The sequence below is a fragment of the Pseudomonas sp. CJQ_9 genome (assembly GCF_043106615.1).
Classification (GTDB): domain Bacteria; phylum Pseudomonadota; class Gammaproteobacteria; order Pseudomonadales; family Pseudomonadaceae; genus Aquipseudomonas; species Aquipseudomonas juntendi.
Genome location: NZ_JBICMS010000069.1, coordinates 160,709 through 172,871, shown reverse-complemented (window position 1 = coordinate 172,871; position 12,163 = coordinate 160,709). Strand labels below are relative to the sequence as shown.

Annotated in this window: 13 protein-coding genes; 7 read left to right on the top strand and 6 right to left on the bottom strand. The window is 61.3% G+C overall.

The genetic code is table 11. From position 1 onward, the window contains the following. The first annotated feature begins 3 nt into the window (after positions 1 to 3). From ACF8SD_RS12845 to ACF8SD_RS12835, 3 genes are all read left to right on the top strand, one after another. Positions 4 to 609, top strand: coding sequence for an arylesterase (locus ACF8SD_RS12845; protein ID WP_392483745.1), 606 nt, complete (start codon positions 4 to 6; stop codon positions 607 to 609). Positions 610 to 667: 58 nt separating this feature from the next. Further along, on the top strand, positions 668 to 958 hold the full coding sequence (locus tag ACF8SD_RS12840) for a hypothetical protein (protein ID WP_009683845.1): 291 nt from the start codon (positions 668 to 670) through the stop codon (positions 956 to 958). Between the two features lie 113 nt (positions 959 to 1,071). Then, complete coding sequence (locus ACF8SD_RS12835) at positions 1,072 to 2,049, top strand: L,D-transpeptidase family protein (protein ID WP_173890046.1); 978 nt, start codon at positions 1,072 to 1,074, stop codon at positions 2,047 to 2,049. 129 nt (positions 2,050 to 2,178) lie between these two features. Here the strand turns inward: ACF8SD_RS12835 and oprI are convergent, their stop codons facing one another. Further along, complete coding sequence (gene oprI, locus ACF8SD_RS12830; RefSeq protein WP_003259780.1) at positions 2,179 to 2,430, bottom strand: outer membrane lipoprotei OprI; 252 nt, start codon at positions 2,428 to 2,430, stop codon at positions 2,179 to 2,181. A gap of 507 nt (positions 2,431 to 2,937) precedes the next feature. On the opposite strand from oprI, the gene ACF8SD_RS12825 reads away from it, so the two are divergent. Further along, positions 2,938 to 3,219, top strand: a complete 282-nt coding sequence (locus ACF8SD_RS12825) for a GNAT family N-acetyltransferase (protein ID WP_009683847.1) — start codon at positions 2,938 to 2,940, stop codon at positions 3,217 to 3,219. 54 nt (positions 3,220 to 3,273) lie between these two features. Here the strand turns inward: ACF8SD_RS12825 and ACF8SD_RS12820 are convergent, their stop codons facing one another. Further along, on the bottom strand, positions 3,274 to 4,350 hold the full coding sequence (locus ACF8SD_RS12820) for a 3-deoxy-7-phosphoheptulonate synthase (RefSeq protein ID WP_173890044.1): 1,077 nt from the start codon (positions 4,348 to 4,350) through the stop codon (positions 3,274 to 3,276). A 232-nt stretch (positions 4,351 to 4,582) separates the two neighbouring features. Between ACF8SD_RS12820 and ACF8SD_RS12815 the strand changes: the two genes are divergently transcribed. The 3 genes from ACF8SD_RS12815 (at position 4,583) to cysB (ending at position 7,256) form a co-directional block, all read left to right on the top strand. Continuing rightward, positions 4,583 to 5,530, top strand: coding sequence for a putative 2-dehydropantoate 2-reductase (locus ACF8SD_RS12815; RefSeq protein WP_173890042.1), 948 nt, complete (start codon positions 4,583 to 4,585; stop codon positions 5,528 to 5,530). 126 nt (positions 5,531 to 5,656) lie between these two features. Then, entirely contained in the window at positions 5,657 to 6,154 is a 498-nt protein-coding gene (locus ACF8SD_RS12810; protein WP_392483744.1) for a universal stress protein, read from the top strand. A gap of 127 nt (positions 6,155 to 6,281) precedes the next feature. Then, positions 6,282 to 7,256, top strand: a complete 975-nt coding sequence (cysB, locus tag ACF8SD_RS12805) for an HTH-type transcriptional regulator CysB (RefSeq protein WP_003250297.1) — start codon at positions 6,282 to 6,284, stop codon at positions 7,254 to 7,256. 52 nt (positions 7,257 to 7,308) lie between these two features. On the opposite strand, the gene ACF8SD_RS12800 is transcribed toward cysB, so the two are convergent. The 4 genes from ACF8SD_RS12800 to ACF8SD_RS12785 form a co-directional block, all read right to left on the bottom strand. Continuing rightward, complete coding sequence (locus ACF8SD_RS12800) at positions 7,309 to 8,043, bottom strand: phosphoadenylyl-sulfate reductase (protein WP_009683852.1); 735 nt, start codon at positions 8,041 to 8,043, stop codon at positions 7,309 to 7,311. An 86-nt stretch (positions 8,044 to 8,129) separates the two neighbouring features. Continuing rightward, positions 8,130 to 9,473, bottom strand: a complete 1,344-nt coding sequence (gene pabB, locus ACF8SD_RS12795; protein WP_173890038.1) for an aminodeoxychorismate synthase component I — start codon at positions 9,471 to 9,473, stop codon at positions 8,130 to 8,132. Between the two features lie 171 nt (positions 9,474 to 9,644). Beyond that, on the bottom strand, positions 9,645 to 10,625 hold the full coding sequence (locus tag ACF8SD_RS12790; RefSeq protein ID WP_009683854.1) for an alpha-L-glutamate ligase-like protein: 981 nt from the start codon (positions 10,623 to 10,625) through the stop codon (positions 9,645 to 9,647). Further along, positions 10,625 to 12,160 (bottom strand): inactive transglutaminase family protein, encoded by a 1,536-nt coding sequence (locus ACF8SD_RS12785; protein WP_029884945.1) that lies wholly within the window; start codon positions 12,158 to 12,160, stop codon positions 10,625 to 10,627. The genes ACF8SD_RS12790 and ACF8SD_RS12785 overlap by 1 nt, the downstream gene beginning before the upstream one ends. Between the last annotated feature and the right edge of the window lie 3 nt (positions 12,161 to 12,163).

Sequence of the window (12,163 nt, the reverse complement as noted above, 5' to 3'; positions counted from 1 at the left end):
CCGATGCGAATAAGGTGGTTGAGTGCCGGTCTGGCCCTGTATTGCCTGGCCCAGAGCGCGGCGGCGGGAACGTTGCTGGTGGTTGGCGATAGTATCAGCGCCGGTTTTGGCCTGGATAGCCGCCAGGGGTGGGTCTCTCTGTTGCAGACCCGGCTGGAGAAGGAAGGTTTCGACGCCAAGGTGGTCAATGCGTCGATCAGTGGCGACACCAGTGCAGGTGGCCAGGCGCGCTTGCCCGCGCTGCTTGCAGCGCATAAGCCCAGCGTGGTGGTGCTGGAACTGGGCGGCAACGATGGCCTGCGCGGGCAGCCGCCTGCGCAATTGCAACAAAATCTTGCTTCGATGATCGAGCGCTCGCGACAGGCTGGCGCCAAAGTGGTGCTGCTGGGGATGCGCCTGCCGCCCAATTACGGCTCGCGCTACACAGGTGCGTTTGCCAAGGTGTATGAGCAGTTGGCAAAGGAAAAAAAGGTTTCGCTGGTGCCGTTTTTCCTTGAAGGGGTAGGGGGTGTGCCAGCGTTGATGCAGGCTGATGGCATTCATCCGGCCCAGGGTGCCCAGCAGCGCTTGCTGGAAAATGCCTGGCCGGCGATAAAACCGTTGCTGTGATGCTTTAAACGGGGGCAGCTTTCGGCTAATGTTGCGCCCCCCGTTTCGAGTGCCACCGATGCCGCGCCCCGCCTGGTCCCTATACGCCTACCAATTGATCGAGCCCGATGAGCAGCTTGACCTGTTTGCCTGCCAAGAGGTCCGCGTGCACCTGGTGGCCCGGCAGCTCGAGCTGGGTGTGCCGGTAGACCGTACCTTGTGCGGTGGGCTGCTGCCTGCGCAGCCGCGCTGGTCGGGGGTGCCGCGCTCGATCTATCGCGATGGCCGCCTGTGCGAGCTGTGCCGGGCCATCCTCGATGCCCAGCGGCGTGGCATGCGCCCGGTATGGCCTGAGCTGCACGGCAGCTGAACGACCCGCACCTTTCATCATCTGAAACGCTTGCCGCTCAGCAATGCCTCCCGCTGGCACCAGTGCAGGTGTACAATCGATTCTCTTGACCCACCTTTCGAAGGATTTACCGGATGTTGCCGCGCTTTCCTGCCGTCACCCGTAGCCTGTCCCTGGCCGCCCTGCTGGTAGCAGGCCCCGCTGCTGCGCTGGAGCTGCCACTGCCACCTCCTGGTGATGACATCGTCGGCCAGGTGCATGTGATCAAGGCCAAGTACGAGGACACCTTCGCCGATATCGGCACCGCCAACGACCTCGGCTACCTGGAAATGATCGCTGCCAACCCGGGCGTGGACCCGTGGTTGCCGGGCGCCGGCACCGAGATCATCCTGCCCACCCGCTACATCCTGCCACCGGGCCCGCGCGAAGGCGTGGTCATCAACCTGGCCGAGTACCGGTTGTACTACTACCCGAAAGGTCAAAACGTGGTGTACACCTTCCCGCTCGGTATCGGTCGTGAAGGCTGGGGTTCGCCGATCGCCAACACCAAGATCATCGCCAAGACGCCGAACCCGACCTGGACCCCGCCCGCATCCATCCGCAAGGAGCATGCCGCAGACGGCGATATCCTGCCTGCGGTGGTGCCGGCGGGCCCGGACAACCCGCTGGGGCCGTTCAAGTTCACCTTGGGCGTGCCGGGCTACCTGATCCACGGTTCGAACAAGAAGTTCGGTATCGGCATGCGCACCAGCCACGGTTGCTTCCGCATGCTCAACAACAACGTGCTGGAGCTGTCCAAGCTGGTGCCGGTGGGTACGCCGGTGCGCATCATCAACGAGCCTTACAAGTTTGGTATCAGTGGCGGCAAGGTGTACCTCGAGGCACACACTCCGCTGGATGACCAGGGCAATCCGTCGGTAGTCGACAAGCATACCGCTGTCATCAATGCTTTGCTCAAGCGCGAAGACCTGGCCAACAACCTGCGCATGAACTGGGACATGGTGCGTGATGTGGTGGCTGCAGAAGATGGCATGCCGGTAGAAATTGCCGTACCGGTCGAAAACCAGGCAGGCACACCGGTGGTTTCCAGCATTCCCCCAGAACTGCAGTAAGGTATTGGCGGTACAGGGAGGCCCGCCTTTGTGCGGCCCTTTTCGTTACAGTCGCAACGCCCGGCAAAGAGCAGGCAAAAAAAAGCCGACCCACAAGTGGGTCGGCTTTTTAACAATCCGTGAGGATTATTACTTGCGGCTGGCTTTGTCCAGCATACGCAGAGCACGCTCGTTGGCTTCGTCAGCGGTCTGCTGAGCCTTCTGAGCGGCTGCCAGTGCGTCGTCAGCCTTACGGTAGGCTTCATCGGCACGGGCTTGAGCGCGAGCAGCTGCGTCTTCAGTCGCAGTCAGACGAGCTTCAGTTTCTTTGGAGACGCTGCTGCAACCGGTAGCCAGAACTGCGGCCAGAGCCAGAGCAGAGAATTTCAGAACGTTGTTCATCGTGTTCCCCTTCAAGGACTTTCTATTAAATAGCCATCTCTCGGAAAAGAGAAACTGGCCGGCGTACATAGTACTCATTACTTGTAGTAAGTAAACTGACTGAGCGCAAGAACTGCAAAAAAAATGTTGCTTGACGTGGCCACGGCACGCTGTGCGAGCTGGGCGTGAACAAAAACCTGCCGTGATCGCAAGCAATTGTAGTAGAGCAACTTTTTTGTTGAACTACCGGTGACTTACACGGTCTTTCGGCGTCTTAAGGGCTAGAGCATCCGGCGGCTGCGGGGACCACGGCACTAAGTGAAGAGGGTAGCACCTGGCCCTTTTTAACTACCGAAACCTTGAGTAAATCCGCATGCCGCGCCTACTATCTTGTGAGCGCCAGAAGACTCGAACGATTGCAATCGTCCAGCGGTCGTATGGGCAACAGGTGGCGTAGAGCATTCTGTGCCGGATAAACCACCATCGGTTAAGGGAAGGGTCTACCTGAAAGACCTGCGAGGAGTAGTGATGAGCGAATCGTTGACCATCCACCATGACCAGGCCGGTCATCAGTTCGAGACCACCGTGGACGGTCATCGTGCCTACCTGACGTACATGGATCTGGGCAAGCAAACGCTGGATATCTACCGCACATTTGTGCCTAACGCCTTGCGCGGCCGTGGTATCGCTGCCGCGCTGACCGAGCAGGCCTTGGCTTATGCCGAGCAGATGGGCTACACGGTGATACCGTCGTGTTCATACGTAGAGCGCTACATGGAGCGCCAGCAGCGGCACTCCACCAAGGCCTGAGCCAGGCCATGAGGAGCGGGCCATGGTGAGCCCGCTCGCTTAGCAGGGCGTCAATCAGCCACGCTTGCGCTGCGGCAATACATCTTTCAACTTGGCATGCATGCTGCGCAGCGTTTTTTCGGTTGCCGACCAGTCGATGCAGGCATCGGTAACCGACACGCCGTATTGCAGGTCTTCCAGATTCTTCGGAATCGACTGGCAACCCCAGTTCAGATGGCTTTCGACCATCAGGCCAATGATCGACTGGTTGCCTTCGAGAATCTGGTTGGCGACGTTCTCCATCACCAGCGGTTGCAGGGCCGGGTCCTTGTTGGAATTGGCGTGGCTGCAATCGACCATGATGTTTGCCTTGATCTTGGCCTTGGCAAGGTCTTGCTCGCACAGCGCAACGCTGACCGAATCGTAGTTGGGTTTGCCGTTACCGCCGCGCAGTACCACGTGCCCGTAAGGGTTGCCTTTGGTGGTGACGATCGACACGCCGCCTTCCTGGTTGATACCCAGGAAGCGATGTGGCTTGGACACCGACTGCAGGGCGTTGATGGCGACGGTCAGGCCGCCATCGGTGCCGTTCTTGAAACCTACTGCTGACGACAGCCCCGAGGCCATTTCGCGGTGGGTTTGCGATTCGGTGGTACGGGCGCCGATCGCCGACCAGCTGATGAGGTCCTGCAGGTATTGCGGGGAGATGGGGTCCAGCGCTTCGGTCGCGGTCGGCAGGCCCATTTCTGCCAGGTCCAGCAGCAGCTTGCGGCCGATGTGCAGGCCGTCCTGGATCTTGAACGAGTCATCCAGGTACGGGTCGTTGATCAGGCCTTTCCAACCGACCGTGGTGCGCGGCTTTTCAAAGTACACGCGCATGACCAGGTACAGGGTGTCGGACACCTCTGCCGCCAGTACTTTCAGGCGCTCGGCATATTCGTGAGCGGCCTTGATATCGTGGATGGAGCAAGGGCCGACCACGACGAACAGGCGATGGTCCTTGCCGTCGAGAATATTGCGCACCACTTCACGGCCGGCAGTCACGGTCTGCAGGGCCTTGGCGCTGAGGGGTATTTCCTTCTTGAGCTGATCAGGGGTGATCAGGGTCTCGTTGGAGGCAACGTTCAAGTCATCGATCGGTAAATCAGCCATCGTGTTACTCGTCAGGTCACGGGTGCCGGCCGCCAACAATCCCCGTGCGGCCCAGCAGCAAGAATAATCGCAACGGGGAGCCGAACCTTAGCGCGTTACAAGGGGCGGGACAATGGGCTGAGCCCAGTCATTGTGGGGTTTTTACCTGTACCAAGGGTTCAAGCGCGAATGGCCTGCCCAGCGTTGCCCAACCGGTGTAAAAAGAACGCCTACCTGTTAGCTGGAGATTGGCATGCATTCGCGCGCACTACGTATTGGCATCATTGGCAGTGGCGCCATTGGCGGCTTCTATGGGTTGATGCTGGCCAAGGCCGGTTTCGATGTGCATTTTCTGCTGCGTAGCGAGTACCCGACGGTATGTGAGCATGGCCTGAGCCTGGACAGTGCCGAGCACGGCACCCTGCAAATGAAGGTGCAAGCCTATGCCAGGGCCGCCGATATGCCGCCCTGTGACTGGTTGTTGATCGGGGCCAAGGCTACCAGCAACGACCACCTGGCCCCGTTGATTGTCCAGGCTGCCGCACCGGGTGCCAAAGTGGTGCTGTTGCAGAACGGCCTGGGGGTCGAGGAGCAGCTGCGCCCGGCACTGCGCCGCGACATGCACCTGCTGGGCGGGCTGTGTTTCATCTGTGTCAACCGGCAGGGGCCAGGGGTGATCCGGCATCAGGCCTTGGGTACCGTAAACCTGGGTTATCACAGCGGGCCTGCCAGCGATGGTGGTACGGCGCTGGTCAGTGAGGGCACAGGCTTGTTCCAGGCGGCGGGCATCGACTCGCACGCCATGCCGAATCTGGCGCTGGCGCGCTGGCAGAAGCTGGTGTGGAACGTGCCTTATAACGGCCTCTCGGTATTGCTGGGTGCCAGCACCACTGCATTGATGGGCAACGCCGCCAGCCGTGAACTGGTCCTGTCGCTGATGGCAGAAGTTGTGCAAGGTGCCGCAGCATGCGGCCATGTGCTGCCGGAAGGCTACGCCCAACACCTGTTCCAGGTCACCGAGCGCATGCCTGAGTACTGGCCCAGCATGTACCACGACCATGCACACAAGCGCCCATTGGAGTTACAGGCCATTTATGCCGAGCCGCTGGCGCAGGCGCGGGCTGCTGGCTGCCGCTTGCCGCGCATGGAAATGCTGTACCAGGCGCTGTTGTTCATCGACCGGCACCAAGGCCGGCTGTGAGCGTTTCCGGGGTGTATTCCCAGCCCGGTACAGCTCACCCGTGCAGCGCGCCGGACGGCGAAGCGTGCCTCTGCCGCGCTGCTAAGCTGAAGCTTGATCTGCCGCAGCGGCAGTCCAGGAGGTCGAATGATCCGCTCCATGCTGTACGCCACCGACCTCAGTGTCTATGCCCCGTTTGTCATGCAACATGCGCTGGCGCTGGCGCGGACATTCGGGGCTGAGTTGTACGTGATCCATGCGGTCGAGCCCATGGGCCAGTTCGCTGAATCTCTCCTGCAAAGCTACCTCGACGAGCAAACGCTCGACCAGTTGCACAGCCAGGGGGTGAATACAGTAATGGCCAATATAGAGCAGCGCGTGCTGGAGAGCTTTCGCGATGAGCTGGGCGAGGAGGCCGACCTTGCCGTCATCAAGGCCGTACGGGTTCGCCAGGGCGACCCGGCGCAGGTCATTCTGGATCAGGCGCAACGGCTGAGTGTCGACCTGCTGATTTTTGGTAGCCACAGTGCCGGTGCCGGGGTGGATGTGCCAATCGGCCGCACGGCGGTGCGGCTGCTGCAACTGTCGCCGGTCCCGGTCTACATGGTGCCGTTGGCGCAGCATTTGGGGCGTAGGAAAACGTGAGAGTGGCTGTAGGGCAAATCCGCAGCATGTAACAAAATTGTTCTAGATTTATTTCCGGAACCACTAATATAGTTATATATCGTCGCTGCTTGCTGCCGCTGACTCATCGCTGAACCGAGGGAAATCTATGAAGCTTCAACAACTGCGCTACATCTGGGAAGTGGCGCATCATGACCTCAATGTCTCCGCGACGGCGCAGAGCCTGTATACCTCCCAGCCGGGTATCAGCAAGCAGATCCGCCTGCTGGAAGACGAGTTGGGTGTTGAAGTATTCGCGCGCAGTGGCAAACACCTGACCCGCGTGACCCCGGCGGGTGAGCGCATCATCAATACCGCCGGCGAAATTCTGCGCAAGGTCGAGAGCATCAAGCAGATCGCCCAGGAATTCTCCAACGAGAAAAAGGGCACGCTGTCCATCGCCACCACCCATACCCAGGCGCGCTACGCGTTACCGCCGGTGATCAGCAGCTTCATCAAGCAATACCCGGAAGTGTCCCTGCACATGCATCAAGGCTCACCGATGCAGATTGCCGAAATGGCCGCAGACGGTACGGTCGACTTTGCCATCGCCACCGAGGCGCTGGAACTGTTCGGCGACCTGATCATGATGCCATGCTACAAGTGGAACCGCTGTGTGGTCGTGCCGCAAGGTCACCCACTGGCCAAGCTGCCCAAGCTGACGTTGGAGGCCGTAGCCGAATACCCGATCGTGACCTATGTGTTCGGTTTCACCGGGCGCTCGAAGCTGGATGAAGCTTTCAACCACCGCGGCCTTACGCCGAAGGTAGTGTTCACTGCCGCCGACGCCGACGTGATCAAGACCTATGTGCGCCTGGGGCTTGGCGTGGGCATCGTTGCCGGCATGGCAGTGGACGCCAAGCTCGACAGCGACCTGGTGGCACTCGATGCCAGCGAGCTGTTCGAGGCCAGCATCACCAAAATCGGTTTCCGCCGTGGCACCTTCCTGCGCGGCTTCATGTGTGACTTCATCGAGAAGTTCGCGCCGCACCTGACCCGCGAGGTGATGGCCAAGGCAATCCAGTGCCACAACAAGCAGGAGCTGGAAGCGCTGTTCGAAGGGGTCGAACTGCCCGTGCACTGAAACGCGAACACCGGGGGCTGTGCGCCCCCGGTTCTACAGCGGCGTTAGGGATTCAAGCCTTGCTGATCAGGTTGCCAGCGTGCAACCCGCACTCCTTCTGGGTGGACTCTTCCCACCACCAACGCCCTTCACGTTCATGCTGGTTCGGCAGCACCGGGCGCGTGCAGGGCTCGCAGCCGATGCTGATGAAGCCACGTTCATGCAGGCTGTTGTACGGCAGCTCCAGCATGCGGATATAACCCCACACTTCTGCGCTGCTCATCTGCGCCAGCGGGTTGAACTTGTACAGCGTGCGCTCGGGCGTGGAGAAGGCGCTGTCGATTTCCAGCGCTGCCACCTGGCTGCGAGTGCCAGGGCTCTGGTCGCGGCGCTGGCCAGTGGCCCAGGCGCTGACAGTCGCCAGCTTGCGCCGCAATGGCTCGATCTTGCGGATGCCGCAGCACTCGCCATGGCCGTCCTTGTAGAAACTGAACAGGCCCTTTTCCTTGACGAAGGGGTCAAGCTGGGCGCGGTCCGGGCTGAGGATTTCGATCGGCAGGCCATACTGCTCGCGCACCTGGTCGATGAACCGGTACGTTTCCGGGTGCAGGCGGCCTGTGTCGAGGCTGAATACCTTGACCTGCTTGTTAAGCTTCCAGGCCATGTCGACCAGCACCACGTCCTCGGCGCCGCTGAAGGAAACCCACAGGTCGTCGCCGAAGTGCTCGAAGGCAAGCTTGAGGATGTCTTGCGGGGATTTGTTGGCATAGGTCGCGGCCAGGGCGGCGACGTCGAAGGGTTGGCTCATCAGGCAGTTTCCGTCTTGGCTGTGGCGCTGTGCGCTCGTAGTGGGGGTGATGGTAACAAAAAAACAGGGTCTGGACGGGCTGGCGCTCACAGGCCTTGCAGTGTCTGCAGCAACACCCGCACCTTGGCAATCGACTCTTCGTACTCAGCCTGCCACTCGGAATCGGCCACCACTGCGCCGCCACCCCAGCAGCTGACCTGGCCATCCTTGACCAGCAGGCTGCGAATGGCGATCGAGCTGTCCATTTCGCCGCGCACGTCCACATACAGCAGGGAGCCGCAGTACAGTGCCCGCCGCGTGGGCTCCAGCTCGTCGATGATCTGCATGGCGCGGATCTTCGGCGCGCCAGTAATCGAGCCGCCAGGGAAGCTGTCGGCGATCAGGTCCAGCGCGTCCTTGCCGCTGGCCAAGCGGCCGGTAATGCTACTGACCAGGTGGTGCACGTTGGGGTAGCTTTCTAGGCTGAACAGCTCCGGCACTTTCACCGAACCCACCTCGCAGGTACGCCCCAGGTCGTTGCGCAGCAGGTCGACGATCATCAGGTTTTCCGAGCGGTCCTTGGGGCTGTGTAACAGCGCCTGAGCATTGCGCTGGTCTTCGCCTGGGTCGCTGGCGCGTGGGCGGGTGCCCTTGATCGGGCGGGTTTCAACCTGGCGTTGGCTGACGCGAATGAAGCGCTCGGGTGAAAAGCTAAGCAGGGCGCTGCCGTCGGCCAACTGCTGATAGCCCGAAAAGGGCGTCGGGCAGGCCTGGCGCAGTGCCTTGTAGGCCTGCCACGGGTCGCCCTTGCACGGCGCGCGAAAGCGTTGGGTAAGGTTGATCTGGTAACAGTCACCGGCCTGGATATAGCGCTGCACCTGGTCGAAGGCGGCCTGGTATTGCGCAGGCTGCAAGTCGCCGGCCATGGGTGCTAGCAGCTGAAAGTCGCCATCAGGCGTGTGCTCGCTGCCGGCGAAGAGGCTGATCAGGCGTTCGCGCTCGTGCTGCGCCAGGCTTGGGTGAAACACCAGCTGGCTGGTACCGCACTGGTGGTCGCTGACCAGCGCCCAGGCATACAGGCCCAGTTGCGCGTCGGGCAGGCCGAGGTCATCCACGGCGCTGCTTGGCAGGTGTTCAAGGCGGCGGCCGAAGTCATAGCTCAGGTAGCCGATCAGGCCGCCGGCGAAAGGCAGCTCTACGCCGCTGGGCAAATCGGCACTGCCCAGGCGCGCCAGGCCCTCGCGCAGGCGGGCGAGAAACGCGCGGCCATGCTCTGCGGGTTCGGCTTGCAGTTGTTGCAGCGGCCAGGCACTGAGCAGATCGAAGCGCCCACGCTCGGCGCCAGGGCGGGCGCTGTCGAGCAGGATCGCGCCGGGCGCCTGGCGCAGGCGGGCGAAATAGGCGGCTGGGTCGGGTTGGTAGGGCAGGGGGTGGAGCGTACAGGTCGGCATCAGTATGGACGGCGATGTAAAAGCGAGGAGGGCGATTGTAGACCTGTGCGGGAGCAGCGCCTAGCGCTGGGCGCGACATTCAACCGTGTGTTTGGCGCCTGGGGCTGGTCGCGACGCAAGGCGGCTGCCCCAGGAGATTACCTACCCCTTGTGGCAGCCGCCCCGGCGATGTCAGCCCGGGTGTACGTGCCCAAACAAGCCCTGCGACACCTTCACCCGCTGCTCGACGTCCTCCGTCAGGCCGTCCTTTGCCAGTGCTTCGATGTGCGCTTCGATGGCATGGGTGCGCTGGGTCAGCCCGCAGTCGTTGGCGATCTGGATGTTCAACCCTGGGCGGGCGTTAAGCTCCAGAATCAGCGGGCCTTTGTCCTGGTCCAGGACCATGTCCACGCCGATATAGCCCAGCCCGCACAGCTCGTAGCACCCGGCGGCCAGCTTCATGAAGCCGTCCCAGTTCGGCAGTTGCACGCCGTCTACCGCGTTGGTGGTGTCTGGGTGCTTGCTGATGATGTTGTTCAGCCAGGTGCCGCGCAGGGTCACGCCGGTAGCCAGGTCGACCCCCACACCGATGGCGCCCTGGTGCAGGTTGGCCTTGCCGCCGGACTGCCGGGTGGGCAGGCGCAGCATGGCCATGACCGGGTAGCCCATCAGCACGATGATGCGGATGTCGGGCACGCCTTCATAGCTGATGCTCTTGAAGATCTGGTCGGGTGTGACCCGGTATTCGATCAGCGCCCGGTCACGGTGCCCGCCCAGCGAGTACAGGCCGGTGAGGATGCTCGAGACCTGGTGCTCGATTTCCTCGTGGCTCATGATCTTGCCGGAAACGGTGCGGTAGCGGTCCTCAAAGCGGTCGGCGATCACCAGGATGCCGTCACCGCCGGCACCTTGTGCCGGCTTGATGACGAAGTCGTTGCGGCCGCCGATGATCTCGTGAAGCTTGTCGATCTGCTTCTCTGTCTCGATGACGCCGTACATTTCCGGCACGTGGATACCTGCCGCGAGGGCACGCTCCTTGGTGATGATCTTGTCGTCGACAATCGGGTACAGGCTGCGCTTGTTGTACTTCAGCACATAGTCAGCGTTACGCCGGTTGATGCCCATGATGCCCCGGGCCTCCAGGGCTTTCCACGTCTTGATCAGGCCAAACATCACACGTCTGCCTTTTTCACGAATGCCTTGAAGCGCATCAGCTCGGTCAGACGGTAGCCGCGATAACGGCCCATCGCCAGCATGAAGCCGACCAGGATCAGCAGCACGGCCGGGAAGGTGAACACGAAATACACCAGCTCTGGCACCATCATCAGCAGGTGTGCCAGCGATGCGGCAAACAGGGTGCCGATGGCCACTTTCATGGCATGGCCGCCGCCACGCTCTTCCCAGGTGATCGACAGGCGTTCGATGGTCATGGTCAGGATCACCATCGGGAACAGGGCCACCGACAGCCCGCGTTCAAGACCCAGCTTGTGGCTGAACAGGCTGATCGCCGCGATCAGCACCACGACGAAGGTCAGCACCACGGACAGCCGCGGCAGCATCTGCAGTTTCAGGTGTTCCAGGTACGAACGCAGTGACAGGCCCAATGCCGTGATGACCGTGAACAACACGATACCGAAGCCCAGCTGGGTTTCGCGGAAGGCCAGGGCGATCAGCACCGGGGTGAAGGTGCCCAGGGTCTGGATACCGATCAGGTTGCGCAGCACCAGGATCACCAGCACACCGATCGGGATCATGACCATGATCATGAAGGTCTGCTGGGTTTGCAGGGGCAGGCCGTATAGCGAATATTCGAGGAAGTCGGCGTCGGTGTTCTCGTCAGTCAGCTTGGCCAGGCGAATGGCATTCATTTCACTGTTGTTCATGCTGAACGTGACGTTGGCCTTCTTGCCGCCATCGACGGTGATCAGGTTGTCGTCACCGGTCCACCACAGCAGGCGGTCGCTGGGCAGGCCCTGCTCGCCCGTGTCCGGGTTGAAGTACAGCCAGTCGTTACCGTTGTAGCTGCGCAGCCACAGCTCGGGGGTTTGCGGGGTATCGGCCACCAGGCGGATGGTGTGCACCTTTTCCATCGGTACGTGGGCAATCGACAGCAGCAGGTCGATCACCTGGGCCTTTTTCATCGGTGAGGTATCGCCGGCCAGCAGCAGCTTGACGTTGTCATCGTTGAGGTTGTTGACCCGCTTGATGGTCTCGCTGACGAACGTCTCGACATCGGCTGAATGCTGGCGGATGGGCGCCATCAGCGCCTCGGCGGCGATTTTTTCGGGGCCGTCGATGGCCAGGCTGTCACGGAAGGTCGGGCCTTTCACCGCGGTTTTTTCGTTGCTGTAGCGCTTGGTCAGCACCAGGCGGTAGTACAGCGTCTGGTTGCCGCTGGCGCGACGGGCCGACCAGGTGACCTTGCGGTTGCCATCGGCACGGTTGACGCTGACCCCGTAGTTGTTGGAGATGAAGCTCTCGTTGAGGCTGACGTAGTCGCGGTTCAGTGGCGGCACGAACATCTGCACCTTGACCGGGTCCTTGGTGCTGGCCACGAACTCGACCTTGGCGTCGATGTTCCATAGGTCGTCGGTTTCATCCTCGGTCACCGGGATGCCGAGGAAGAAGATCTGATAAGCCGTGACTGCCACGCCCAACAACACCAGTACGGTGATCAGGACTTTCAGATGGAGGGTAAGAGAGCGCATCGG